Source organism: Saccharopolyspora spinosa NRRL 18395 (genome assembly GCF_000194155.1).
GTDB classification, from domain to species: Bacteria; Actinomycetota; Actinomycetes; order Mycobacteriales; family Pseudonocardiaceae; genus Saccharopolyspora; species Saccharopolyspora spinosa.
The window spans coordinates 214,566-237,927 of record NZ_GL877883.1 but is presented as its reverse complement, the minus strand read 5'-3'; the positions used below and the strand labels follow the sequence as shown (position 1 = coordinate 237,927).

General features: G+C 67.9%; 26 protein-coding genes and 1 pseudogene. 11 read left to right on the top strand and 16 right to left on the bottom strand.

What is annotated here, in order from left to right:
- Positions 1-8: 8 nt before the first annotated feature.
- Positions 9-644 (bottom strand): flavin reductase family protein, encoded by a 636-nt coding sequence (locus SSPN_RS0139150; RefSeq protein ID WP_010315740.1) that lies wholly within the window; start codon positions 642-644, stop codon positions 9-11.
- 268 nt (positions 645-912) lie between these two features.
- A pseudogene (locus SSPN_RS62360) lies at positions 913-1,374 on the bottom strand (MBL fold metallo-hydrolase); the annotation flags it as partial.
- Between the two features lie 436 nt (positions 1,375-1,810).
- Between SSPN_RS62360 and SSPN_RS0139135 the strand changes: the two are divergent.
- On the top strand, positions 1,811-2,992 hold the full coding sequence (locus SSPN_RS0139135) for a macrolide family glycosyltransferase (RefSeq protein WP_010315737.1): 1,182 nt from the start codon (positions 1,811-1,813) through the stop codon (positions 2,990-2,992).
- A 70-nt stretch (positions 2,993-3,062) separates the two neighbouring features.
- On the opposite strand, the gene SSPN_RS54090 is transcribed toward SSPN_RS0139135, so the two are convergent.
- Positions 3,063-3,401 (bottom strand): amidohydrolase family protein, encoded by a 339-nt coding sequence (locus tag SSPN_RS54090; protein WP_237710974.1) that lies wholly within the window; start codon positions 3,399-3,401, stop codon positions 3,063-3,065.
- Between the two features lie 461 nt (positions 3,402-3,862).
- Positions 3,863-4,033 (bottom strand): MerR family transcriptional regulator, encoded by a 171-nt coding sequence (locus SSPN_RS57355; RefSeq protein ID WP_158309718.1) that lies wholly within the window; start codon positions 4,031-4,033, stop codon positions 3,863-3,865.
- 329 nt (positions 4,034-4,362) lie between these two features.
- On the opposite strand from SSPN_RS57355, the gene SSPN_RS0139120 reads away from it, so the two are divergent.
- Positions 4,363-5,685, top strand: a complete 1,323-nt coding sequence (locus SSPN_RS0139120; RefSeq protein ID WP_029536164.1) for an L-fuconate dehydratase — start codon at positions 4,363-4,365, stop codon at positions 5,683-5,685.
- Positions 5,686-5,690: 5 nt separating this feature from the next.
- Here the strand turns inward: SSPN_RS0139120 and SSPN_RS58090 are convergent, their stop codons facing one another.
- The 3 genes from SSPN_RS58090 to SSPN_RS61180 form a co-directional block, all read right to left on the bottom strand.
- Positions 5,691-6,035: a hypothetical protein gene (locus SSPN_RS58090; RefSeq protein ID WP_010315730.1), complete on the bottom strand. Its 345-nt coding sequence runs from the start codon at positions 6,033-6,035 to the stop codon at positions 5,691-5,693.
- Positions 6,036-6,056: 21 nt separating this feature from the next.
- Positions 6,057-6,338 carry a hypothetical protein gene (locus SSPN_RS58085; protein ID WP_010315728.1) on the bottom strand — a complete coding sequence of 94 codons (282 nt, stop codon included), beginning with the start codon at positions 6,336-6,338 and terminating at the stop codon, positions 6,057-6,059.
- A 203-nt stretch (positions 6,339-6,541) separates the two neighbouring features.
- Positions 6,542-6,757 carry a hypothetical protein gene (locus SSPN_RS61180; protein ID WP_010315725.1) on the bottom strand — a complete coding sequence of 72 codons (216 nt, stop codon included), beginning with the start codon at positions 6,755-6,757 and terminating at the stop codon, positions 6,542-6,544.
- A gap of 10 nt (positions 6,758-6,767) precedes the next feature.
- Between SSPN_RS61180 and SSPN_RS61175 the strand changes: the two genes are divergently transcribed.
- The 5 genes from SSPN_RS61175 to SSPN_RS0139080 all read left to right on the top strand — a co-directional run bounded on the left by SSPN_RS61175 (position 6,768) and on the right by SSPN_RS0139080 (position 10,190).
- A complete protein-coding gene (locus tag SSPN_RS61175) occupies positions 6,768-6,890 on the top strand; it encodes a hypothetical protein (RefSeq protein ID WP_010315724.1) in 123 nt (40 codons plus the stop codon).
- A gap of 12 nt (positions 6,891-6,902) precedes the next feature.
- Entirely contained in the window at positions 6,903-7,229 is a 327-nt protein-coding gene (locus SSPN_RS0139095) for an L-rhamnose mutarotase (RefSeq protein WP_010315722.1), read from the top strand.
- Positions 7,226-8,257 carry an aldo/keto reductase gene (locus SSPN_RS0139090; protein ID WP_010315720.1) on the top strand — a complete coding sequence of 344 codons (1,032 nt, stop codon included), beginning with the start codon at positions 7,226-7,228 and terminating at the stop codon, positions 8,255-8,257. The genes SSPN_RS0139095 and SSPN_RS0139090 overlap by 4 nt, the downstream gene beginning before the upstream one ends.
- A gap of 62 nt (positions 8,258-8,319) precedes the next feature.
- Positions 8,320-9,153: an NAD(P)H-binding protein gene (locus tag SSPN_RS0139085; protein ID WP_010315718.1), complete on the top strand. Its 834-nt coding sequence runs from the start codon at positions 8,320-8,322 to the stop codon at positions 9,151-9,153.
- Positions 9,154-9,419: 266 nt separating this feature from the next.
- On the top strand, positions 9,420-10,190 hold the full coding sequence (locus tag SSPN_RS0139080) for an arginase family protein (protein WP_010315716.1): 771 nt from the start codon (positions 9,420-9,422) through the stop codon (positions 10,188-10,190).
- On the opposite strand, the gene SSPN_RS0139075 is transcribed toward SSPN_RS0139080, so the two are convergent.
- A complete protein-coding gene (locus tag SSPN_RS0139075; protein WP_010315715.1) occupies positions 10,183-10,584 on the bottom strand; it encodes a hypothetical protein in 402 nt (133 codons plus the stop codon). The two genes, SSPN_RS0139080 and SSPN_RS0139075, sit on opposite strands and share 8 nt — an antisense overlap.
- Before the next feature lie 478 nt (positions 10,585-11,062).
- Between SSPN_RS0139075 and SSPN_RS0139070 the strand changes: the two genes are divergently transcribed.
- Positions 11,063-11,515, top strand: a complete 453-nt coding sequence (locus tag SSPN_RS0139070) for a L,D-transpeptidase (protein ID WP_010315714.1) — start codon at positions 11,063-11,065, stop codon at positions 11,513-11,515.
- Between the two features lie 781 nt (positions 11,516-12,296).
- Here SSPN_RS0139070 and glpK read toward each other — a convergent pair.
- Positions 12,297-13,799, bottom strand: a complete 1,503-nt coding sequence (glpK, locus tag SSPN_RS0139060; protein ID WP_010315712.1) for a glycerol kinase GlpK — start codon at positions 13,797-13,799, stop codon at positions 12,297-12,299.
- Between the two features lie 32 nt (positions 13,800-13,831).
- Positions 13,832-14,578, bottom strand: a complete 747-nt coding sequence (locus tag SSPN_RS0139055; RefSeq protein ID WP_029536163.1) for an MIP/aquaporin family protein — start codon at positions 14,576-14,578, stop codon at positions 13,832-13,834.
- 423 nt (positions 14,579-15,001) lie between these two features.
- On the opposite strand from SSPN_RS0139055, the gene SSPN_RS0139050 reads away from it, so the two are divergent.
- Together SSPN_RS0139050 and glpD are read left to right on the top strand one after the other, a co-directional pair.
- On the top strand, positions 15,002-15,829 hold the full coding sequence (locus tag SSPN_RS0139050) for a DeoR/GlpR family DNA-binding transcription regulator (protein WP_010315710.1): 828 nt from the start codon (positions 15,002-15,004) through the stop codon (positions 15,827-15,829).
- A complete protein-coding gene (gene glpD / locus SSPN_RS0139045; RefSeq protein ID WP_010315709.1) occupies positions 15,829-17,664 on the top strand; it encodes a glycerol-3-phosphate dehydrogenase in 1,836 nt (611 codons plus the stop codon). Before SSPN_RS0139050 ends, glpD begins: the two co-directional genes overlap by 1 nt.
- Positions 17,665-17,751: 87 nt before the next feature.
- Here glpD and SSPN_RS0139040 read toward each other — a convergent pair whose 3' ends face one another.
- The 6 genes from SSPN_RS0139040 to SSPN_RS57345 all read right to left on the bottom strand — a co-directional run bounded on the left by SSPN_RS0139040 (position 17,752) and on the right by SSPN_RS57345 (position 21,832).
- Positions 17,752-18,549 (bottom strand): ESX secretion-associated protein EspG, encoded by a 798-nt coding sequence (locus SSPN_RS0139040; RefSeq protein ID WP_010315708.1) that lies wholly within the window; start codon positions 18,547-18,549, stop codon positions 17,752-17,754.
- Positions 18,546-19,403 (bottom strand): PPE domain-containing protein, encoded by an 858-nt coding sequence (locus SSPN_RS0139035; protein ID WP_029536161.1) that lies wholly within the window; start codon positions 19,401-19,403, stop codon positions 18,546-18,548. The genes SSPN_RS0139040 and SSPN_RS0139035 overlap by 4 nt, the downstream gene beginning before the upstream one ends.
- Before the next feature lie 5 nt (positions 19,404-19,408).
- Positions 19,409-19,783 (bottom strand): hypothetical protein, encoded by a 375-nt coding sequence (locus SSPN_RS0139030; RefSeq protein ID WP_010315704.1) that lies wholly within the window; start codon positions 19,781-19,783, stop codon positions 19,409-19,411.
- Between the two features lie 321 nt (positions 19,784-20,104).
- Entirely contained in the window at positions 20,105-20,758 is a 654-nt protein-coding gene (locus SSPN_RS0139025) for a DUF3558 domain-containing protein (protein ID WP_010315703.1), read from the bottom strand.
- A gap of 46 nt (positions 20,759-20,804) precedes the next feature.
- Positions 20,805-21,182: a DUF1707 SHOCT-like domain-containing protein gene (locus SSPN_RS0139020; protein ID WP_010315701.1), complete on the bottom strand. Its 378-nt coding sequence runs from the start codon at positions 21,180-21,182 to the stop codon at positions 20,805-20,807.
- Between the two features lie 485 nt (positions 21,183-21,667).
- On the bottom strand, positions 21,668-21,832 hold the full coding sequence (locus tag SSPN_RS57345; protein ID WP_010315699.1) for a hypothetical protein: 165 nt from the start codon (positions 21,830-21,832) through the stop codon (positions 21,668-21,670).
- Positions 21,833-22,092: 260 nt separating this feature from the next.
- Between SSPN_RS57345 and SSPN_RS0139010 the strand changes: the two genes are divergently transcribed.
- Positions 22,093-23,271, top strand: a complete 1,179-nt coding sequence (locus SSPN_RS0139010) for a helix-turn-helix domain-containing protein (protein ID WP_083822364.1) — start codon at positions 22,093-22,095, stop codon at positions 23,269-23,271.
- Positions 23,272-23,362 lie beyond the last annotated feature (91 nt).

Sequence of the window (23,362 nt, the reverse complement as noted above, 5' to 3'; positions counted from 1 at the left end):
ACACTGGTCTAAGACTGGGCATTCTCCGCTTCTGGCCGCGGGGTTTGGGAACGGAAGCTGTGCCCCAATTCCGGGCCTAGGCCGAAGTAGTGGCGGAAGTTGTAGATCAGTGGGCTCCACTTTGCTGGATCGACGTGGTGGGTGCCGGGAATTACGAGGTGCGGGTCGCAGTGCACCCGCAGCACCGCTGCCTCGATGATGCGGAAGTTCTCCGCGGGCTGAACCGCGCACTCGGCGACGCGGGGCGGGCGCACCAGGTCGGAGGGCTCCGGTCGAAGTCCGGCGGCGCCGAACTTGTCCGGCTCGAAGAGGAACACGCCGCGCTTTTGGTCCGGAACCGGGTTCCGGCCGGTCAGGGGCGCCAGCCGCTCAACGGCGGACCACTGCTCGGGCGTTGGAAAGTTGATCACCAGCTCGGGCCGTGCTTCGAGGTTGGCGGCTGTGTGCGAAGTGCCGCCCAGCCCGAGGACCATCACGTCGCCGAGTGCCCAGGCAGACGACATGGGCGCGAGGTTGGCGGTGCCGTCCGAGTTCTCGGTGGACAACAGCACGACCGGCGTCCCGAAGTACAGAATGCTCGGCGCGATGGTCACGTGGCCGATCGCGGCACTGCCGTTGGTTCGGGTGTCGTTGCCGGGCGACATCGTGTCCATTCCTGCAACTGTAGGGAGGTGTTGTTTCGGTGAAGACCGAACTGTTGTGGGCTACGTCGTGAGTTGTCGCGCCACTGCGGGGAGTTCCGCACCGGCATTGCTGCTGATCGGTGCCCCGTGGCCGAAGCACGCGACCTCGGTGTCGAGTTCGGCGAGGCGGTGGAACGACTCGATTGGTCCGCGCGCGATCCACGTTGAACGTGCCGAGCATCAGCTGGCCGACGTTGGCGATCGTGTCCCCGGTGAAGAGAATTCGGCTCTTTGACAAATAAACAGCGATGCTCCCATCGGTGTGCCCCGGAATGGAAAGCACCCGCGCGCCGCCCGCGAAGTCCAGCACGTCCCCGTCGTCGAGTTCGTGGTCGACCGGGCAGGGCGGCGCAGGCAGGACGTTAGGGTTGAGGCTCTCGAACAGGGGGCGTTCCCAATCCAGCAGCACGGGTTCGGCCTTCTGCCGCTCGCCCCGGACGACCGGCGCGTCGGCCCCGTGGGCCAGCACCGGTGCGCCGGTAGCGCCGCTGAGTTCGGCGGCGGAACCGACGTGGTCCTCGTGCCCGTGGGTGAGGACGATCCGCGCCAGCTCGATGCCCAGTTCGGTCAGCAGCCCGGCGATGGCCGAACCGGAACCGGCGATCCCGGTGTCGATGAGGGTCGCGGAACTGCCGTCGTGCCAGAGGTAGGCCTGTCCGAATTCGAGCCGCAGCAGGTGGAGGTTCGGCACGACCTTGATCACGTCCACGCCAAACGTAACTCGGCGCTCGGCCGGTGCTCGTCGTTTTCGTTGCGGGTGAACGTGTTCGCTGCGTGACCGGCCGCACGGCACGCGCGCTCCGGCGAAATGGACGCGACATCGGGAGGGCTGTCCGTTAGGCTCGAATCATGGCCCAATGGCAGCAGTTCTACCACTGATCAAGCCACCACGAACGCGGCGATATTCAGGCGACTCCACCGTCTGATCCACGGCGCTTCGACGCGCATCCCGTTCCCCGGTCAGGGGATTCGTGCACTCGTGAATTCCCGCGCGCTGACTGCTGGTCTCCGGCTGTCCGCGTGCCGATGTTCGGTGACGAGTGGCTGATGCGCTCGTGCGCTGCGATCCCTGCTACCTTCCGCGCTCCTCGCTGGCCGAGGGCGTTTCTGATCAGGAGTAGAACCAGATGGCCAAGACGGCTCAGAACAGCTTCCGCACCAGGCCCGCGCACATCGCGTTCATGTCCATCCCGGCGCATGGACACGTCAACCCCGGGCTGGGGTTGGTCACCGAACTGGTGGAGCGTGGGCACCGCGTCACGTACGCCACGACCGACGACTTCGCGGCACAGATCGAGGAGGCCGGCGCGACGCCGGTCCGCTACACCTCAACGTTGCCAAGGCCGTCGGCCGCTACGCAGGAGTGGCCGGAAGGGGAGGTCGCGGCCCTGACGATGTTCCTCGACGAGAGCATGGCAGTGGTACCGCAGCTCGAACGTGCGTACGCGGCGGACCGTCCGGATCTCATCGTGTACGACATCGCGGCGTTCCCCGCCCTCGTACTGGCCGAGAAGTGGCAGGTGCCCTGCATCCAGCTATCTCCGACCCACGTCTACTTCGAGGGCATCGAGGAGACCTTCGGCATCGAACCGTCGCCCGAGTCCTCCGCGGTGCACGCCAGGTACGACGAGTACTTCGCCCAGCAGGGTGTTGCGGTGACCTTCCAGGACATGGGGAAGCCGCGCCGCGGCATCGTGACCATTCCCCGGACGTTCCAGTACGGGGAACGGGTTTCAGACTCGTTCGACTTCGTCGGCCCGATGCTCACCGACCGAGCGTTCCAGGGGGCTTGGCAGGCCCCTGATTCCCGTCCGGTGCTGGTGATCTCGCTGGGCTCGGCCTACAACCACCAGTTGGAGTTCTACCGCAAATGCCTGCGGGCGTTCGCCGACCTCGACTGGCACGTGGTGATGTCTGTCGGGCGGTCCACGGACCCGGCGGAACTCGGTGAGCTCCCGCCGAATTTCGAGGTGCGGCAATGGATTCCGCAGCTCCGGGTGCTGTCGCAGGCGAGCGCGTTCGTCACGCACGCGGGCATGGGCGGCACTATGGAGGGCCTGTCCCACGGGGTGCCGCTGATCGCGGTTCCGCAGGCGACCGACCAGTTCATGAACGCGGCCCGGATCGAGGAACTCAACCTGGGCACCCGACTGGACTGCGAAACGGTCACCCCGGAGCAGCTCCGGGCGGCCTTGAAGCAGGTCACCACGAGTGACGTGGTTAGGCTGCGGTTGAAGGAAATGCGGCAGGAGATCCAGGAAGCCGGTGGCTTGCGGCGGGCCGTCAAAATCCTCGAATCCATGCTGTGACGACCGATGTCGAGGTGGGCTGCCGGGCAACCCTGGTGGCCCACCGTTCGGCAACGCGAAGCAACCACGGCTAGCCGAGATGTCCGCTGGCGGCCGCAGCGAGCCGTCCGGCCCGTGCCACGTCCCCGATCAGCCTGCCGTGGCGCTTGGCCACCCGGCCGGCGAGCAGCACCGTGTCGACGTTGCCAGGGTGTGCCGCGAGCACGAACGCCTCGGCGGATGCGGTGACCGGCGAAAGGTTCACGCCATCGGTACTCAGCAGCACGACGTCGGCTTCCTCGCCCGGCGTCAGCGAGCCGGTGCGGTGTGCCACGCCGCAGGCAGCTGCACCATGAGAGGTTGCCCAGCGCAGAACCTCCCTTGTGGACAGTTGCGGTCCTGCGGACGAGCGGTGCGCCGCGAACGTCATCCGCATCGGCATGGGCAGGGGTGTTCTGCATGTGGGCACAGTCCACGAGGGGCGTCACGCCGCTGTCGAGTCCCGTCATGGCTCCGAGCAAGGTGCCCGCGTACATGTCCGCCGGTCGCTTCCGAGGCCGGTGCGGTGGAAGATCTCCCGAAGTAGTCCCGGAACCCCAATCCGCGCCCCGATGCCACACCACGGTCTGCCAAGTGTGGCGACGGATGTCCACGAACCCGGGCAGTGCGAGCATGCCGGTCGCGTCGATGGTCTCCGCGCCGACCGCCGGCATGTCGGGACCGATTTCGGCGATCCTGCCGTGCGCGATGAGCAGGTCGATCGGGCGGTCGGCTGCCCGCCGCTCGGCGGGGACCGACCGGTCGAGGTCGACGACCAGGCCGCCGCGGATCAAAGTCCGTTCGGTCATCGCCCGCTCCGCTGGTGCCAGCTCCGCGAAGACGTCCAGCTTCTCAGCCATGAGGCTGGGCACGCGTCGATCGCGGTCCTCGGCCGGGCAGCCGGGCCTGGTGCTCGAGCAGGACTTCCCGGCGCCGGTCGATGGTGTGCTCGCCGGCCCGCATCAGGTCCAGGTACTCGCGCAGCGTGCGGATGGTCCTCCCGGTCTGCCGCTTCCGGATCACGAACACCACCTGGGCGATTGCCGGTCCGTCGTAGCGCCGCCCCGGCGGCGTCCCGCTCGACGGGGCTGAGCAATCCCACGCGCTCGTAGTAGCGCAACGCGTTCGCCCTCCCGCCGCAATGCTCGGCGGGCCTCGCTCACCTGCACGAAGTCCGCGCCGTCACGGTAGGAGTTCGCGCGCGGGCGAAGTCAACGATCCGTGCCGCCAGGCCGAACCGCACGCGGTGCCCGGAGAACGAGAGATCTTGGAATTCGCGGCGGCGGTAGCTATACCTGAGGGGCACACCCGTTGCCGGGAGGAGCTGACGTGCCTGAAGCGAGGTGGACGTGATGCCAGTGACGATCACCGGCCTGCGGACCTACGACATCCGGTTCCCCACCTCCCGCGAGCTGGACGGCTCGGACGCGATGAACCCGGACCCGGACTACTCGGCGTCCTACGTCGTGATCGGCACCGACGCGACCGACAGCCTGGAGGGGCACGGCTTCGCCTTCACCATCGGCCGCGGAAACGACGTGCAGACCGCCGCGATCAGGGCTCTGGAGCCCGCACTGGTCGGTCGCGCCGTAGCGGAAACCCTGGATGACCTCGGCGGAATGTGGCGGGCGCTGGTGCACGACTCACAGCTGCGCTGGCTGGGGCCGGAAAAGGGCGTGGTGCACATGGCGATCGCGGCCGTGGTCAACGCCCTTTGGGACCTGAAGGCCAAGCGGGCTGGCAAGCCGCTGTGGCAGCTGCTCGCCGAGTTGCCACCGGAGCAGTTGGTGGAGCTTGTCGACTTCCGATACCTCAGCGATGCCCTGACACCGGGCGAGGCATTGGAGATCCTGCAGCGGGCCGAACCGGGGCGGGCGGAGCGCGCGGCGCAGCTCCGGGACGGCGGCTACCCGGCGTACGCCACGAGCCCGGGCTGGCTCGGATATTCCGACGAGAAGTTGCGGCGTCTCTGCCGGGATGCGGTCGGGCAGGGGTTCCGGCAGGTGAAGCTAAAGGTGGGCGTGGACCTGGCGGACGACATCCGGCGGCTGCGGATCGCCCGCGATGCGGTCGGGCCGGACATCCGCATCGCGGTCGACGCCAACCAGCGCTGGGACGTGGGGGCCGCGATCGACTGGATCCGGGAACTCGCCCCGTTCGACCCGTGGTGGGTGGAGGAACCGACCAGCCCGGACGACGTGCTGGGCCACGCCGCCATCGCGCGAGCGATCGCGCCGGTCCGGGTCGCCACCGGCGAGCACGTGGCGAACCGGGTCGTGTTCAAGCAGCTGTTGCAGGCGAACGCCCTGTCCTACCTGCAACTGGACGCCGCGCGGGTGGCCGGGGTCAACGAGAACGTCGCGATCCTGCTGCTCGCCGCGAAGTTCGGGGTGCCCGTGTGCCCGCACGCGGGCGGGGTCGGCCTGTGCGAGCTGGTGCAGCACCTGGCCATGTTCGACTTCGTCGCGGTGTCGGGATCGATGGACGACCGGGTCATCGAGTACGTCGACCACCTGCACGAGCACTTCGTCGATCCGGTGAGGCTCAGCGGCGGCAACTACCTGGCCCCGAACCGCCCCGGGTTCTCCGCGCAGCTGCGACCGGAGGCGATGGTCGACTACGCATACCCCGACGGCCCGGTGTGGAAGCCGATCGCCGGGTGGACGGGCGCATGAGTTTCCTAAGTCAACCCATTCACTTTGTTGATCTTGTTGGTTCCGTGCGGTGCCGGGGCGTAGCGGGTTTTGGTGCGCCAGCAGGCCCAGATCACGCGCAGCCAGGCGGGGGCGAGGATGCGCACCGCGTGGGGGTGGCGTTTGCCGTGGGCTCGGGTGTCGTTGTAGATCACCGTGGCCCACTCGCTGCCGTGACGGCTGGTGTCGGCGACGGTCATCAGGGCTTGCCGAGCATGTCGGTTGACCGCGTGCCGGAAGGTGACCGTGCGGTGTTTGCCGGATTCCGTGGTGACCGGTGCGGCGCAGGTCTCGACGGCCAACTGCACGCGACTGGTGGCGTGTTCGAGCATGGGGCCGATCTCGCCGACGGCCTAGCCGAGGTTGACGGTGCCGATCCGGGGCAGCCCGGCTATCGGCTCGGCCCGGGGGCGGCCTTTGGCGGACTCGGCGATGGCAGCATCCAGCTGTCGGATGGTGGCGCGCTGGGACCGCACCAGCTGAGCCTGGCCGCTGACCAACCACGCGACCGCCTGCTTGCCCAGCCGGGAGGCAGTGGTCGGGGCGGCGCGCAGTCGTTCGATCAGCACGCTGCCGGGGCGTTTTCCGGAGTAGCCCTGGCGTGTGTGGAACGTTTCCAGCCCTGTGGCGGTCAACCCGGCCGCGTCCTGCGGCGTGGGGTATTGAATCGGCCCTCGACCAGGTCGGGGCATGCTCCTAAGGCCGGTCAAGCGGCCTCGGCCCGGTGGGGCTGCCAATACTCATGCCTGCCGTCCAGCGGCTCGCGAATCAGGCCATGCCACCAGCGGGACCGAGTGGTCCTAACCCTATCCGTTCGGGCTGCAACAGGGGTGGTGGCCTAATGAGCGAATTCGCTGGTCGGGCCGCTGTCGCCACCGGAGGTGGTTCGGGCATCGGCTTGGCGGTGGTCACCGAGCTCGCCGTGCGCGGAGCCGCGGTCGCCGCCCTCGACCTCGACCCGTCCGGCGTACCGGCGGACGTGCTTGGACTGCGCTGCGACGTGGTCGACGAGGAGTCGGTGTCCGCGGCGGTCGAGCAGGTCCCGCCAGCCCACCGGGCGGCTCGTGTCGGCGGCCGAAGTCGCCGCGGTCGTCGCCTACCTGGCCGGTCCGGCGGCCGGGTCCACCACCGGCACGGCGCACGCGGTGGACGCCGGGATCCAGGGCCTGCGCCTGCGGAAGAACTGAAGGGAACCTGAGATGCAGCGAATCGCCTTGCACACCAAGCTCAAGCCCGGCAAGGAAGCCGAGTACGAGCGGGTGCACGCGGTAATTCCAGCCGAACTCGACGCAGCGCTGCGAGCTGCGGGCGTGCACAGCTGGCGGATCTGGCGCGACGGCCAAGATCTTTTCCACGTGGTGGAGGTCGAGGACTACCAGGCGATGCGGCGTGCCTTGCGCGACCACCCCGTGAACGTCGCCTGGCAGGCCACGATGTCCGTGCTCCTGGCCGTCGAGGATGACTACTCGGGCACGGACACCGGGTTGAAGCAGGTGTGGGAGTTACCCGGAAGCCACGGCGCATGAAGTCGGCTCGGCTGGGTGGGTCCGAGGTTTCGGTCTCGGCGCTGGGGTTCGGGGGCTCCGTGATCGGCAACCTGTACCGCGCGGTGGACGAGGACACCGCGCTCGGTGCGGTAGATGCGGCGTGGGACGCAGGTATCCGGTACTTCGACAGCGCTCCGCACTACGGGCTGGGACTGGCCGAGCGTCGGCTCGGCCGAGCTCTCGCCGGGCGCGCGCGGGACGAGTTCGCCGTGTCCACCAAGGTCGGCAGGCTGCTGGTGCCCGATCCGCTAGGTGCGGGGCTGCAGGACGACGCGGGTTTCGAGGTTCCCGCCGATCACCGGAGGGTGTGGGACTTCAGTGCCGACGGGGTGCGGCGCTCGTTGGATGACAGCCTGCGGCGGCTCGGCCTGGACCGCATCGACTTGGTGCTGATCCACGACCCGGACGACCACTGGGCGCAGGCTGTCGGCGAGGCGTATCCGGTCTTGCACGAACTGCGGTCGCAGGGCGTGATCGGCGCGATCGGGGTCGGCATGAACCAGTGGCAGATGCTGGAGCGGTTCGCGGCGGAAACCGATGTGGACGCGGTGCTGCTCGCGGGCCGGTACACCTTGCTCGAACAGTCCGCAGTGGACAGCATGTTGCCGACGTGCCTCCGGCGCAATGTGTCGGTCCTCGCCGCCGGTGTCTTCAACGGCGGTGTTCTGGCCACTGACGAGCTGGGGCCAGAAGCCATGTACGACTACGCCCCGGCCGCGCCGGAACTGCGAGCGCGCGTGGCCCGCATGGCGGAGATGATCCACCGCCACGGCGCGAGCGTCCCGCAGGTTGCGATGGCCTTCGCCGCAGAACATCCTGCGGTCGCGAGTGTCGTGGTGGGGGCCCGGTCGGCCGAGGAGGTCCGGGGCAACGCCGAACTGTTCGATCAACCGGTGCCGGCGGAGTTGTGGGGCGACCTGATCGCAGCAGGACTGCTCCGGCCAGGCCTGCCACTACCCACCGGATATCGGACTCGAAGCCGACATCGGGGACGCTCGCTCGATTGACTTCGAGTGCGCTGGAGGTCCTAGCGTGGATGTGATCATCCAGTGAGCTGAGGAGATTCTCCATGACCGTGTTGGTGAGCGGCGCGACCGGGAACGTAGGGCGTTGTGTGGTCGATCGTCTGCTGGCGGCCGGAGCGCCGGTGCGGGCGCTGACCAGGCGGCCGGAAACGGCCGAGCTGCCCGGCGGTGTCGAGGTCGTCGGTGGCGGCCTCACCGAGCCGGATGTGCTGGCGACGGCGCTCGCCGGGGTCGACCGTGTCTTCCTGTTCCCGGTGCCCGAAGGCGTCGGGACGTTCGTCGAGCAGGCGAAAGCGGCCGGCGTCCGACGTATCGTGCTGCTGTCCTCGAAGTCGGTAGAGTTCACCGACAGCAACCCGATCGGCGAGCGACACCGCGTGCTCGAAGAGGCGGTGGCGGCGGGCGGCTTCGAGTGGACCTACCTCCGGCCCGGCCCGTTCTCGACGAACACCTTGGCCTGGGCCGAATCGATCCGCGCCGAAGGCGTCGTCCGAGAGCCGTACTCCGAAGCGCGGCAGACGCCGATCCACGAGGACGACATCGCGGCAGTGGCGGTGACCGCCCTGCTGGAGGAGGGACACGCCGGGGTGGCCTACCCGCTGAACGGGCCGGAATCCATCACGGTGGGCGAGCAGGTGCAGGCGATCGGCGCCGCGATCGGCCGGGAGATCAAGCTTGCGGAGGAGGCTCCTGAGCAAACCCGTGCCCGTTGGGTCGCCGACGGCGTTCCGGCGGGCATCGCAGACTCGCTGCTCTCCTACCGGCAGCGGAGCTTGCAGAACCCGGACGTGCCGGTGCGGACGGTCGAGCAGGTGACCGGGCGTCCCGCGCGCACCTTCACCCAGTGGGCCGTCGACCACGCCGACGACTTCCGTTGATACTGCCCGGAAAACCGGTCGCCGATGTTACCCGAGACCCCTTAATCTCGGGCCATGTCGATTCTTTCGGTGCCTTACCACGTCGATGAGCGACTGCCGGAGCCCGGTCTTCCGCTGCCGCCCGACGGCGACGTGTGGCAGCGCCTCGGCGTCCTGTACCCCGGCGTCGCGGACGAGGTAGCTCGTGCCGTCGACCGAGGTGAGGTTCCGACCGTGGTGTCCGGGGACTGCATGGTTCCTCGCCGTTCTTGCCGGGCTGCAAGCGGATGGGAACCGATGCGTTGATCGTCTGGTTCGACGCGCACGGCGACGTGCAGACCCTGAAGACCACGGAATCCGGTTACGTGGGCGGAATGCCGTTGCGGATCGCGGTCGGCTACCGCCCCGAGCTGATCGCGGACCGGCTCGGGCTCCGCCCGCTGCCGGGAGGCCGGGCACTGCTGGTGGACGCCCGGGACCTCGAACAGTCCGAGGCCGAGTACCTGGCGACCGCTGAGATCGACGCTGATCGTCCGGTGCGAGGTGGCCAGCTCTCCGAGGCGATCCTCCGGGACGGGCCGCTCGTCCTGCACCTAGACCTGGACGTGATCAACGCCGCCGACCTGCCCGGCATGAGCTTCCCGGTCGCGGGAGGGCCGAGCTACTCGGCGGTGCTCGACGCAGTCCGTCGAATCCTGGCCACCGGGAGAGTCCGGGCATTCGACATCGCGTGCACCTGGCACCCCGGTGAGGACAACGGCGAAGCCAGATCACGAGTGCTGGCTGACCTGCTGGCGGTAGCAACGCTCCGCGCTAGTCGAGCTGCCAGGACAGCATCGATTTCGTCCGGCGCGACCGGCGGTGCCCCGCCAAGTCCGGTGATCCTGGAGAACGACCGCCGGACTTCCCGAAGCCGGAAATGCCACACCGCCATGCCGCGACGAGTCGCCCCTCGGCCGGCGCGCGGCGGTGCCATGAGCCGGGTGGTGCGATTCGGCAGGCACCACCCGGCCACAACGTCAAGCCGAGGTACTCGGCCGCTCAGCACTCCTAAATGACGACCGCGAGATGAGTGGTGTCATGGCCGGAATCCAGCGCGAAAACGCTGACCCCGCCGACCACCGTGTCCGGGATCCGGTTGCCCACGGGCAGCGGCTTACTGCTCTGCATGGTGACCGCGACCGGGGTCGACGGGTCCTCGTCGCTGTCGCCGTCGGCCCAGCCGTAGGCGACGCCGCCGTCTCCGCCGGAGACCAGCGGCTGCAGGCCGGGTACCCAGGTGGGCTGGTATTCCCAGCCATCAGTGATATCGGAAGCATGCGGAGCCTCGATCTTCGACTCCGTGGCGATGGCCGCGGGCCCTTCCGCTGGATCGCCTGAGCCGCATGCGGAGACTCCGCCCACGAGGGTTCCCGACAACAACAGCGCAGCAGCCGCTTTCCCGGTCCTCATCCCACTCGCTTTCCACGCGTGCCGATCCGGGCGGAACCCGAACAAGCCGACCCCGCCTCGAATCGGACAAATCATCGGAATCCGGAAGGTTGAAGCAGTCATCCGTAGAAACGGGCCCGAGTTGATCAATCCGAAGGCGCCCTGCCTGCTTTGATCGACGAAAAGTGGCGGCGTTCCCTTCCGTCGATTCGAGAACGGTTTGAGCCAGGGTGCCCGTGGGGGAGCGAACGCGGTTCGGTCACTTCGGGTGCGCGGCCGTGTACTGTGCGAATCCCGCCGTGCGAGTGCTGGGAGTGGCGTTGGTCACTCAATGTCGATTCGATGTTTTTCCCCAGTGCATAAAGGCAACCGAGAGAAACCGCATGTTCCCCCTGGGCTGCCCGCTCGGGCGTGGCGCGACCCGTTCGCGGATCGGGCGCTACATCGGCGTGTGGCATCGCCGGGGATGCAAAGCGATGCGTGAAGGCATGAGGAGAAGATGGGCATCAGGAAAGCGTCGGCGCTCACCGTGGCGGCCCTGGTCGCAGGCGGTGTGCTCGCAAGCGGAGTTGTCACCGCGCAGGCCACGGGTGGCAGTCCGAGTCCGTGCCGGGCGAGAGCCAAGGCGTGCGTGAGCCTGTCGACCAAGCAGGCCTGGCTCCAGGGCAACGGGACCACCAGCTATGGCCCGGTCCCGATCACCAGCGGCAAGCCGGGATCGGAGACCCCGGCCGGTGTCTTCCGGGTGCAGTGGAAGGACGCCGACCACCGCAGCAGCGAGTTCAACAATGCGCCGATGCCGAATTCGGTGTTCTTCACCAACACCGGCGTCGCCTTCCACGAGGGCAGCCTGCGAGCCCAGTCCAACGGCTGCGTGCACCTGTCCACGACGGCGGCGAAGCGGTTCTTCGACACCCTGAACCCAGGCGACGAGGTCCAGGTCGTCCCCTGACGCCGAATGGAACAAGGCGTATCGACGGCGCGAGTCGTGGGGTAGTTCGGGCCAGTTCGTCCGTGCCGCGGGAGTAGCCGGTCGATGACGCGTGGTGGTCGATGCCTTCATTCGCTCGAAGGGGTGGCATAGGCCAAACGGCATTTGGCTGAAACGCAGTCGTGTTTAGAGTGGACGCACGCGAGTGACGTTCGCGTCCCGAAACCCAGTCGCCGATTTCGCAGGTCGATGGCTGGTCCGTGGGCTGCGGCGTTTGGTCAGCACCCCTAGGTTGGCCAGCCGCCGCAGCTCTCCGGGTGCCGAACTCGTCAACGTCGCGCAGTTCGCGGGTGTGGTCTTCGAGGCGCGGGCTGGTCGGCGGGTGCCGCTGGTCTGCCGCAAGAGCACCGACGGTGAAAGGCGGCGCAACCCCTCGAGAATGGTCTGAGACGCGGGTTGCGCCGCCTGCCGGTCGATATCCATGTCCAGTGTGGACGGATGTTTCACTCGACCCGTCGAACGACTGAGTTTCCGAAGGTCCCCCAGCGCCCACCCGGCAGGTGTTGTCGGGCGGGCGCTCGATACGTTCGGAAATGGTCGTCAGACGGAGCGCGACGTGACGTCTTGCTCGATGCGCTCGAAGATGTCGGAGTCAACATCGCGCGTTCTCGGCTGGCAGGTGTGGCTGATCCGCCGCAAGAACGGCGACGGCGAAAGGTGGCGCAGCCCCGCGAGAATGGTTCCAAGATCCGGGTTGCGCCGCCCGCCAGTAGCTCCTGCTGTCCAGTGTGGACGGATACCCTCACTCGACCCAGTCGAAGGTCTTCGTAACGGCTTTCTGCCACTGGTGGTACTGCTTTTCGCGGAGCTCCGTCGGCATCTGCGGATCCCACTGCTTGTCCTTGGCCCAGTTCGAGCGGATGTCCTCCTCACTGGCCCAGAAGCCGACCGCGAGGCCCGCCGCGTAGGCCGCGCCGAGCGCGGTGGTCTCGGCGACCACCGGGCGGATCACTGGGACGCCGAGGATGTCCGCCTGGAACTGCATCAGCAGCTCGTTGACCACCATGCCGCCGTCCACCTTCAGCGACTTCAACGGCACGCCGGAGTCGGCGTTCATGGCCTCGATCACCTCGCGGGTCTGGAACGCCGTGGCCTCCAGCACCGCGCGGGCCAGGTGGCCGCGGTTGACGTACCGGGTCAGGCCGACGATCGCGCCGCGTGCGTCGGAGCGCCAGTGCGGGGCGAACAACCCGGAGAAAGCGGGCACGAAGTACGCGCCACCGTTGTCGTCGACGCTGCGGGCGAGCTGTTCGATCTCCGGGGCGGTGGCGATGATGCCGAGGTTGTCCCGCAGCCACTGCACCAGCGACCCGGTGACCGCGATGGAACCCTCCAGGCAGTACACCGTGTCGTTGCTGCCGATCTTGTAGCCGACCGTGGTCAGCAGCCCGTTCTCACTGATCACCCGCTCGGTCCCGGTGTTGAGCAGCACGAAGTTGCCGGTGCCGTAGGTGTTCTTGGCCTCACCGGGCGACAGGCAGGCCTGCCCGAAGGTGGCGGCCTGCTGGTCGCCGAGGATGCCGGCGATCGGGATTCCCGCGAACACACCGCGTTCCCGGACCTTCCCGTACACCTCCGACGAGGACCGGATCTCCGGCAGCATCGCCGTTGGCACCCCGATCTCGGCGCAGATGCCGGCGTCCCATTCGAGCCGCTCCAGGTCCATCAGCAACGTTCGGGAGGCGTTCGTCGGGTCGGTGATGTGCAGGCCGCCGTCCGGGCCACCGGTGCTGTTCCACAGCACCCAGGTGTCCATGTTGCCGAACAGCAGATCGCCCTTCTCGGCGCGCTCCCGGGCACCGTCCACATTGTCCAGGATCCACTTCACCTTGGGGCCGGAGAAGTAGGTCGCCAGCGGAAGGCCGGTCTTTCTCTGGTACCGGTTCTGGCCGCCTTCGCCCGCCAGCGAGTTGACGATCTCGTCGGTGCGGGTGTCCTGCCAGACGATCGCGTTGTAGACCGGCTTGCCTGTGGCCTTCTCCCAAACCACGGTGGTTTCCCGCTGGTTGGTGATGCCGCAGGCTGCGATGTCCGAGGACGCCAGGTCGGCCTTGGCCAGCGCGCCCGCGCAGACCTGCCGGGTGTTCTGCCAGATCTCGTTCGGATCGTGCTCGACCCAGCCGGCTTTGGGGAAGATCTGCCGGTGCTCCATCTGATCGACGGTCACGACTCGGCCGGAGTGGTCGAAGATCATGCACCGCGTCGACGTGGTGCCCTGATCGATGGCGGCGACGTACGAGGCCATTTTCGTCCTGCCTTCCTGAGTGTGATGTTGGGTCAGTTGATGGGCAGTGCCAGCGCCAGCAGGCCGGCCAGCACGCCACCGATGATCGGGCCGGCGATCGGAATCCAGGAGTAGCCCCAGTCGGCGGAGCCCTTGCCGCGGATCGGCAGGATGGCGTATGCGATGCGCGGCCCGAGGTCGCGTGCGGGGTTGATGGCGTACCCGGTCGGTCCGCCGAGCGAGTTTCCGATGCCGATCACGATGAAGGCGACTGCGGCGTAACCGAGCGCCGCGTTGCCGAACGACGGCACGCCGGGCGTTTCGCCGACACCAGCCTGTGGGCTGAGGATGATCCAGAAGACCAGCAGGAACGTGCCGATGATCTCGGTGATCAGGTTCCACGGCGCGTTCGGCACAGTCGGGCTGGTGGCGAAAACGCCGAGGGTGTTCGCCGGGGCGTCGTGGGTGTCGAACTGGAGCTTGTAGGCGGCCCAGCAGAGAATCGCGCCCAGCGTGCCACCGACGAGCTGCGCGATGATGTAGACGGGAACTTCCGACCACGGGACTTGGCCGTTGACCGCGAGCCCGAGTGTCACCGCCGGGTTGATGTGTGCGTTGGACGGCGCCGCAACGCTCGCGCCCGCGAAAACCGCGAAACCCCAACCGAAGTTGACGAGCAGGAAACCGCCTTCGTAGCCGCGGTTCTTGCGCAGCACGGTGTTCGCTACGACGCCGCAACCTAACAGGGTAAGTATTGCCGTCCCCATCATCTCCCAGAGGAAGACCTCACCAAGACTCATTCTGCCGTTCCCCTCTTGATGCCGCCGTTGGCACAGGCGGGTTTCATGGCTGTCCGAGATGGAGTGAGTCGGGACGGTACTGCCGCATAGCAACACGTGTCCATGCATGCCGCCACTCGTAGGCAACAGGTTGGTCTGTACCGCCTAGTCGCGCGTATCGGCTGGTAGTAGCGGGGCCCGGACCGTGATCGGTGATCTCGATTGGCGGGTGGCGCGGGCCTGGCGAGCAGCCTGCGGTGCGGGCGTACCCCAGGCATCGTTGCGCACGGCAGGGCACACTAAAATTGTGAAAACAAACGTTGCGTGACGATCCTGATGGTGTTTCTATCAGATTAGGTGATGATAACGGGGTGGCTTCGGGCCGCGCCGAACCGTGCGGGAGCCCTCCCAGGCGCGATGACCAGGGATTTGAGGTGGACGACGATGTCCGGTCGACGCCCGTCGGGGAAGCAGCAGGACCGGCGGTGCAAGATCACCGAGCTGGTAATGGCGGAAGGCAACATGCGGATCGACGATCTCGTCGAGACCGTCGGGGCCAGCGCGATGACGGTGTACCGGGATCTCGCCGACCTCGAATCGCAGGGCCTGGTGCACCGCAACCGAGGCTTTGTTTCGGCGGCTTCTTCGCTGCTTTACGAGGCCGCGTCGGAATACCGCTTGCAGCGCAACACCGGGGAGAAGGAAGAAATCGCCCGGGCTGCGGCGGAACTGATCGAGCCGGGGCAGGCGCTGGTGCTCGACGATTCGACGACCGGCGTGTACCTGGCCCGGCTGCTGCCGGAACGCGCGCCGTTGACAGTCGTCACCAACCACCGCGGGGTGTTCGGCGAACTGGCCGGGGTTGCGGGCATCAGCCTGATCTGCGTGGGCGGCGACTACCTGCCGTGGGCCGACGCGTTCGTCGGCGGGATGGCCCTGGACGCGTTGCGGAACCTGCGTGTAGACCTGGCGATCATGTCGGTCTCCGCCGTGACCGACGGAATCTGCTGCTACCCGCAGCAGGAAATGGTGCAGATCAAGAAGGCCATGCTGGCCTCGGCGCGGCGGCGGGTGCTCTACGTCGACCACACCAAGTTCCGCAGGCGAGCGCTGCACGCGGTCGCTCCGGTCGAGGAATTCGACGTCGTGATCGTGGATTCGCAGACGACGCGCGCCGATATCGAGGTCCTGCGCGACCGCGGCGCGCAGGTCGAGCAGGCAGGAAATGCGCTGAGTGCCGAACTGAGCACGAAGGGTGCAGGTCGGGCATGATGTCCACCGCAGTCCGGACTGGCGCCGAGTCCGGGTTCCGCGTCGGCGGGGTGGTCAACGGTGGGACGCGATTCGAGCGAGGAGGACGCCTGGTGTCCAGGGACAAAATCGAAACCGGGAACCGGTTGAAGGGCACGTTGGGGCCTGCCGAGCGGGCGGAGAACTGGCGGCGGCTCGGTTCGGACGAGTTCGACGTCGTGGTGATCGGTGGCGGCGTTGTCGGTGCGGGTGCGGCGCTGGACGCGGCCACCCGGGGGCTGCGGGTGGCGCTGGTGGAGGCCCGTGACCTGGCGGCAGGTACTTCCAGCCGCTCCAGCAAGCTGTTCCACGGCGGACTCCGCTACCTGGAGCAGTTGGAGCTCTCGCTGGTCCGGGAGGCCCTCCGGGAACGCGAGCTGATGCTTACCCGGATCGCCCCGCACCTCGTGAAGCCGGTCCCGTTCCTGTACCCGCTGACCCACCGGTTCTGGGAGCGCCCCTACACCGCCGCGGGCCTGTTCCTCTACGACACGATGGGCGGCGCCCGGTCCGTGCCGGGGCAGAAGCACCTCACGCGCGCTGGCGCGCTGCGGATGGTGCCGGCGCTGAAGCGCAACTCGATGATCGGCGGCATCCGTTACTACGACGCCCAGGCCGACGACGCGCGGCACACCATGATGGTGGGCCGCACCGCCGCCCGCTACGGCGCCGTGATCACGACGTCCACCCAGGTCACCGGTTTCCTGCGGGAGGCCGACCGGATCGCCGGGGTCCGGGTGCGCGACGTGGAGTCCGGCGAAGAGGTCGAGGTCCGCGCGCAGGCCGTGATCAACGCGACCGGGGTGTGGACCGACGAGCTGCAGAAGCTCTCCGGCGGGCGCGGGCGCTTCCGGGTCCGGTCCAGCAAGGGCGTGCACATCGTGGTGCCCCGCGACCGCATCGTGGCCGAGTCGGGCATGATCCTGCGCACCGAGAAGTCGGTGCTGTTCGTCATCCCGTGGGGCAACCACTGGATCGTCGGCACCACCGACACCGACTGGCACCTCGACCTGGCGCATCCGGCGGCCACCAAGAAGGACATCGACTACCTGCTGGAGCACGTCAACTCTGTGTTGGCGACGCCGCTGACCCACAACGACATCGAAGGCGTTTACGCGGGGCTGCGGCCGCTGCTGGCCGGGGAGAGCGAGGAAACCTCGAAGCTGTCCCGGGAACACGCGGTCGCGCGGGTCGCGCCCGGGTTGGTGGCGATCGCTGGCGGCAAGTACACGACGTACCGGGTCATGGCGGCCGATGCCGTGGACGCCGTCGCGCCGGACATCACCGGGCGGATGGCGTCGTCGATCACCGACCGGGTGCCGCTGCTCGGCGCCGACGGGTATCACGCGCTGATCAACCAGGCCGACCAGTTGGCCGCCGCGCACGGGTTGCACCCGTACCGCATCCGGCACCTGCTGGACCGCTACGGCTCGGAGATCCACGACGTGCTCGCCCTCGGCGAGGAGCGGCCCGACCTGCTCAAGCCGATCCCGGCTGCGCCGAACTACCTGCAGGCCGAGGTTGTCTACGCGTGCAGCCACGAAGGCGCGCTGCACCTGGAGGACGTGCTGACCCGGCGCACCCGGATTTCGATCGAGTACGCGCACCGCGGCGTGGAATGCGCCGAACCGGTCGCGCGGTTGATGGCCGAGGTGCTCGGCTGGGACGACGCGCGCGTGGCCCGCGAGGTCGAGGTGTACGCCAAGCGGGTCGAGGCGGAGCGGGATTCGCAGACGCAGCCCGACGACCAGGCGGCCGACGCGAAGCGCTCGGCGGCCCCGGAGGCGCGGGAGCGCATCGTCGAACCGGTCGTGTAGGCATCTTCGGCTCTGCGGCGCGGTCGGTGGCCCCAACAGGCACCGGCCGCGCTTTTGCTTGCGGCGAAAGGCAAAGCAGGCCGTGGGTCACGGCTCCGGGGTCACCTCGGCCAGCAGCTCCTCGAGGTGCCCGATCAGGCGGCGGGTGTTGACCGGTGCGACGGTGCTCCACACGTCGCCGGATGGCGACTCCCGCCGCAGCTGGGCGTACCGGCCGTGCGCGGTGTCGAAGAAGCCGATGACCCGATCGGCGCGGACGCGGCGACCGAACCGGTCGCGGGCGGCGGTGCCGAACTGCCCGCACGCGTCGACTCCGGCGGCCATGTTCATCAGGATCTCGGCGTCGTCCGGGCGGATTCCCCGGCGCTGCAACGCACTTTGCAGCTGCTCGACGTTGTCGCCCGCATCCGCGGCGGCGCCGTCGAGATCGCCGCTGCGCACCGACACCGAACGGCCGGGGCCAGGCGGGCGCGTCGGCAGCACCGAAACCGCTTCTCGCGGCAGCCCGCTCGCCGCTGCTGGCCGCAGGCCGAAGGTGTCCCCGTCCTTCACGACCAGCACCGCGTGTTCGGATTCGGCATCGGAGGCCGCGAGCACCCGAACGCTGCGCCGCAACCAGATCCGCCCGTCGACTTCGCGGGCGGGGCGGGCCAACAGCCGCAGCATCCATTCGAGTTCCGGATCGAGCCAGGTCGGACGGCCGAGTTCGCGGGCGCCCAGCGAGCGCCACGCCGATTCCACCAGCTTCGCGCGTTCGCTGTGGGTGCGTCCGGGTGACGGGACCTTGAGCACCAGCGGCATGGTCTCGAATCCGAGGTGCTCGATGAGGACGTCGAACTCCAGCGCCGAAAGGTGGAGTTGGCCGCCGGTGTCGGTGACCGTCATTGTCCGGGCTCGCCGCCGATCACCGGGCGGGACAACGTCTGCGGCTCGTCGAAGAACCCGCCTTGGCGGCCGACCTTTTCGGTCACCTTCTGGTCCACTACGTCGTCGCGGTCTTTGCGCGCCCACTTGTCCGAAGAGCGGCCGTCACCGCCGCGCGTCGATCCGCCGGCACCCGGCCGTCTCGGTCGCTGCTCCGGGACTCGCGCGGAAAACGTCGTCGGCGTCGAGGGAACTCGCGCCGCGGGCACCGAGGTGGCGCCCCAGCTGATAGTCACGTTCTGCTGCCTGGCGGAGACGCCGGAGCCGCCGCTGATCGGGGCGTCGACCACCACCTGCGGTGGCTGGGTGAACGACGCCAGCGACGTGGTGTTGTCCTGCGTCGAAGCCTCGTACGTGCGCATCACGTCGAAGGCCCGCTGTTCGGCGGCGTGCTGCTTGGCTTCCTGCAGCTCGTAGTCGGTCTGCCCGCCGAAGAGGTGCGTGAGCAGCGTTTCCGCGCTGTTCGGTTCCTCGGTGGTGATCTGCACCGGAGGGGGCATGTCGTGGCGGGCCTTGCTGATGAACTCCGCCTGCTGTTCGGCCCGTTCCCGCATTACGGCGCTGGCCTGCTGGGCCTGGGCCGCCCAGCCGCCCAGCGGGCGCAGCCCGTCGTGGGCGCTGTCCGCGGCGATGCCCTGCCAACCGGCCATCGCCGACGACACGGCAGCGGCCAGCCCGGCGTCGATATCGCTCAGCGCGCGGGTGAGTTCGCCCCACCGCCGGACGCTGTCGATCGAGCCGTCCGGCCCGGGGCCCTCGTTGATCTGCGCGTACAGCTCGGGGTGGCGGTATCCCTGCCAACGGTGATCGCTCATCGGGATCAGCAACCTCCGCCGATGCCCGCAGCGCTGTCGCCGTCTATCCGTTCGTACTGCCGGCTGGCGAGCCGCAGCGACTCGGCGGCCGCTTGCAGTTGGTCGCGGTAACCGCACAGCGCGGTCAGCGCGTTGTCGTCGCCGCCGACGGAGCGCCGGTTGAACTCCTCGGCCGCGTCAGCGCTGATCGGATCGCCGGCCCAGGGCCGGATGCGCAGTTCGGTGATGGCGTGCTCGATCTGCAGGCCGACCGCATCCAGCGATTCCTGCAGCGCGTTCACCAGCCTCGGAATGGAGGCGGGCTCGACTTGCACCGAGCCCCCCGACGTTCCGGGCAGGGCTTCGGTCGAGCTGTCGCCCCACGGAGCAGTGAGCGGCACGTTTTCCCCTCCCACAGGTAAGGGCCCAGGTGACGGGTGCGGGCCCTTGTGCCTGAACGCCCGGGTGGTGCAGGACAGCGTGGCCCTGGCCGGGTGTTCGCGGGCACCCGGCGAATGCGGGGACCCGAGCGCTCAAGCTACTAAACGTACGCCGAACACTGTAGTCAGCAATCATCACGCTGGGGAGTGCTCCATACGCGGTGAGTATCACTCTGGTGGTTGCTCAGCGTGAACGTCAGAGGTCCGGAGCGGCGTCCAGTGTCACTCCGTGGAGTCAATTGCGGCGAAATTATTGGTCCGAGCGGGTCATGGTGTCGTGTGTTACTGCGGCTTGGTGGGCCGGGGTGTGGACGGTTTCGTCGAGGACGGTTCCGGTGCGGCTAGGCTCGCCAGGGCGTCTTCGGCGACCCGCTGGGCCCCGGCGCACAGCTGATTGACCGGCGGTGGCGGCTGGCCCCCGTCGTCGCGGTAGAGGACGTCGAGGTGCTGGCCTTCGGCGACGTCCACCGCGACGTTGCAGGACAGGTCCAGTCCCGGCGTCTTGATCACCAGCGCCGGGAAGTCGCCGATCACCACGGGCGAGGCCTCCACCTGCGCGGTGTCGTCGGTCCACACCCCCATACTCTCGGTGGTGATCAACGCCAACCTGGCACCCACCTTCGCCGTGGTGTTGCGGTAGCTGCAGGTGGCCGCGTCGCTGAAGCCCACCTCGGCGCCAGGCAGCGGCGCCCGGTCGAAACCGAGCTGGCTGCGCTGGTCGGCGGTGAGCAACCCGCACGGGTCCACCCCGTCGAGGGCGAGCTCGAACGGCCGCGGCGGCAGCGGCGGGGGAGCGCTCGTCGTGGGCGGCGGCAGCGGGGCCGCGGTGTCCGATGTGCGCGCCGCCTGCCACAGGCCACACCCGGTGAGGGTGAGCGTGCCGACGGCGAGCAGTGCGCTCAGCCGTCCCGCCCCGGTGATCCGCGAGCTGTGCATGGCCTCACCGTAACGAAACGTGGTCGATCGCGACGGTCGGCGCCGATCAACGGCGCCAGTAGAGCCAGAGGACGGCGATCAGCGGGATCAGCAGGATCGGGGCCAATTGCCGGGCGACCACGACCAGGAAGATGACCATGACCGTGGCGCAGATGGCCAGGACGATCTTCCCGGCGGCCGGGGGCATCGCCGTTCTGGCGGCGGGCGTCTGCTGTGACGGGGCGTTCGGCTGCGGCTCGGGCAGGTCCTCGAACAGCGCGTTCAGTTCAGAGCGGAACCGGGCGGTCGCGACCTGCTGGCAGCGCTCGTCGTACTCGTGGACGTCGAGGCGTCCGGCGGAGAAGTGTTCGCCGAGCAGCCGCATCGCGCTCTCCCGCTCGGGATCGCCGATCCGGAGGTCCTTGCCCCGTCGACCGTTTTCCACACCCCCATCCTACGGTCGGAGGACCTCCGATCGGGGCCCTCGGCACTAGGTTCCGGGGTTCGTGAACCGTCCGCCAATAATGCGAGAACCTGGTGTTCAACGCCGTTGAACACCGGCAGCGTGGGGTTGGGCCTAGACGTCACATTGGATCACGCCTCGAAGGGCTAACCCATGAACATGGCTTACCCGCCGCAGGCGCACTACGTCCCGGCCCGCAGCGGTGCCGGCAGGTAACCGCCTGGGTGAGATCTGCGCGATTCGCGACGAGCGTCGACCAATGCTCGGCAGCCGGCCGGCGCGATCACCTGCCGGGTGGTCGACGTCGACCGCATGGCGGTTCTGATGGTGAGCGTCGGTGCATGGCCGTGCGGTGATGTTCCTGCGGAATCACAGTACGACGAATGCGCCCCGCGCCCGGCGAAACCCGGACATGCGGCCAGATATCGAACCTGCTGGGTAGAGGTGCCGGTTCTAGAGCCGGGTCGTCAGGCGGTGTGCTGCCCTTTGTTGGTGTTGTCGGTCGGATAGCTCGGCGGGGTGTTGCTGCCGTGCAGAACGCGAGTCAGCATCGGCGGCAAATGCGGATCGGCACAATGCAGTAGGGCGTAGACCGTGGCGAGCACGAACGGCACGACGATCTGGCCGGACATTTTTCTTAGACCCTGTACCGGTCACATTGGATCACGCCTCGAAGGGCTAACCCCAGCGGAAATGGAGAGCGCCCGCCCGGTACCAGTTCACTACCGGGCGGGCGCTTTGTTGTGTTCGTCAGCTGCCGAACTGGTCGGGGAGCCTCGCCACCTAATCGGGTTTCTCGCTACGCTCAACATCACCTCTTCGCCGAGGTTGAAGCCCCTGGAGTAGCTCCCCAGGGGCGCGGCGAAGAGAACAACTCGGCGAAGTAGGTCCCATGATTGATGCACTCGGGAAGACACTCCGCGAGATCCGCAAAGCTCGCGGTAAATCCCTCGCAGTGATCGCGGGGTTGGCGGGAATCTCGTCCTCGTACCTCTCGCGCCTCGAATCTGGCGAACGTGCGCTTGACCGGCGTTCGTTGATCGTGGCGCTCGCCCACGCGCTGGAAGTCGCGCCAAGCGGGATCACTGGATCAGCACTGCCGATCCCCCGCGAACCCGATGACAACCGAGCATTGACAGAGATCCGGTTGACGCTGCTTGCTGTGAGCATCGACGAGCCGCGTGGCGCGGTACAGCCGATTGAGCACCTGCAGGCACGTGTCCAGAGTGTTCTGGGGGCGCAAAACGACGCTGCCAACGATGTGGTCGGCGCGGCTTTGCCGTCGCTGATTCGAGATCTGCACACGACGGCGAATGCGCACCGCCACGAGCCGGACGTGCTGCGGTTGCTGACGCTTGCCCATATGCAAGGCACGGAAGCATGGTTGGCGACGATCGGTGCCCCGATGGATCTGTCATGGCAGGCGGCAATGCTGGCTCGGCAAGCCGCCGAGCGACTTGCCGAGCCGGTTTCGCTGGCTGTGGGTGCGTACGGAACGGCGCTCGGACTGCTGTCCGCCGGTGAATTCGACCTCGCCTCGCAGACTCTCGACACGGTTGAATTCCCGCTGATCAGCGTTGAGGACATGCAGCTAGCCGGGTCGCTTGCCCTGGCCTCATCGCTGGTGTCAGCGGCGAGGAAGGATCAAGCGGAACGATTCGCGGCGCTCGAATATGCGGCAGAGTTGGCAGAGCGAACCGGCGAGACGAACATGCTCGGTTTCGGCTTTGGTCCGTCCAATGTGGCCGTGTGGCGAATGCAGGGCGCGTTAGAAGTCGGCGAGCATGCCGAGGCGGCAGCAATCGCCGAGACGGTCAACCCTGCCGCTCTGACTGTGCGGGCGCGACAGGCGGTCTACTGGCGTGAGCGCGGCCGGGCGCTGGCGCGTCTACCGAAGAAGAACGACAACGCGGTAATGATGCTGCGGCGGGCCGAATGCATCTCGCCTGAGCATGTTCATCGGCACCCGTTCACCCGCTCAACGGTCGCTGAGCTGGTCACCAAGGCCAAGCGTGATGCTGTTGGCCGCGAGTTGCGCGGCCTGGCTTATCGGGCAGGAATGCACGTGTAGCCCATACGGGTGTTTGCCACGTAGGCAAAATCTCGCCCGATTCTCGGGCGATCTTGTTGGCATGCCGCAACCGCTGTTGATCCTCGCCGCC

Coding starts and splice junctions, on each gene's coding strand:
- SSPN_RS0139150 (WP_010315740.1), bottom strand. CDS start 644: ATGTCGCCCGGCAACGACACCCGAACCAACGGCAGTGCCGCGATCGGC.
- SSPN_RS0139135 (WP_010315737.1), top strand. CDS start 1,811: ATGGCCAAGACGGCTCAGAACAGCTTCCGCACCAGGCCCGCGCACATC.
- SSPN_RS54090 (WP_237710974.1), bottom strand. CDS start 3,401: ATGACGTTCGCGGCGCACCGCTCGTCCGCAGGACCGCAACTGTCCACA.
- SSPN_RS0139120 (WP_029536164.1), top strand. CDS start 4,363: ATGCCAGTGACGATCACCGGCCTGCGGACCTACGACATCCGGTTCCCC.
- SSPN_RS58090 (WP_010315730.1), bottom strand. CDS start 6,035: ATGCTCGAACACGCCACCAGTCGCGTGCAGTTGGCCGTCGAGACCTGC.
- SSPN_RS0139095 (WP_010315722.1), top strand. CDS start 6,903: ATGCAGCGAATCGCCTTGCACACCAAGCTCAAGCCCGGCAAGGAAGCC.
- SSPN_RS0139090 (WP_010315720.1), top strand. CDS start 7,226: ATGAAGTCGGCTCGGCTGGGTGGGTCCGAGGTTTCGGTCTCGGCGCTG.
- SSPN_RS0139085 (WP_010315718.1), top strand. CDS start 8,320: ATGACCGTGTTGGTGAGCGGCGCGACCGGGAACGTAGGGCGTTGTGTG.
- SSPN_RS0139080 (WP_010315716.1), top strand. CDS start 9,420: ATGGGAACCGATGCGTTGATCGTCTGGTTCGACGCGCACGGCGACGTG.
- SSPN_RS0139075 (WP_010315715.1), bottom strand. CDS start 10,584: ATGAGGACCGGGAAAGCGGCTGCTGCGCTGTTGTTGTCGGGAACCCTC.
- SSPN_RS0139070 (WP_010315714.1), top strand. CDS start 11,063: ATGGGCATCAGGAAAGCGTCGGCGCTCACCGTGGCGGCCCTGGTCGCA.
- glpK (WP_010315712.1), bottom strand. CDS start 13,799: ATGGCCTCGTACGTCGCCGCCATCGATCAGGGCACCACGTCGACGCGG.
- SSPN_RS0139055 (WP_029536163.1), bottom strand. CDS start 14,578: ATGAGTCTTGGTGAGGTCTTCCTCTGGGAGATGATGGGGACGGCAATA.
- SSPN_RS0139050 (WP_010315710.1), top strand. CDS start 15,002: ATGTCCGGTCGACGCCCGTCGGGGAAGCAGCAGGACCGGCGGTGCAAG.
- glpD (WP_010315709.1), top strand. CDS start 15,829: ATGTCCACCGCAGTCCGGACTGGCGCCGAGTCCGGGTTCCGCGTCGGC.
- SSPN_RS0139040 (WP_010315708.1), bottom strand. CDS start 18,549: ATGACGGTCACCGACACCGGCGGCCAACTCCACCTTTCGGCGCTGGAG.
- SSPN_RS0139035 (WP_029536161.1), bottom strand. CDS start 19,403: ATGAGCGATCACCGTTGGCAGGGATACCGCCACCCCGAGCTGTACGCG.
- SSPN_RS0139025 (WP_010315703.1), bottom strand. CDS start 20,758: ATGCACAGCTCGCGGATCACCGGGGCGGGACGGCTGAGCGCACTGCTC.
- SSPN_RS57345 (WP_010315699.1), bottom strand. CDS start 21,832: ATGTCCGGCCAGATCGTCGTGCCGTTCGTGCTCGCCACGGTCTACGCC.
- SSPN_RS0139010 (WP_083822364.1), top strand. CDS start 22,093: ATGATTGATGCACTCGGGAAGACACTCCGCGAGATCCGCAAAGCTCGC.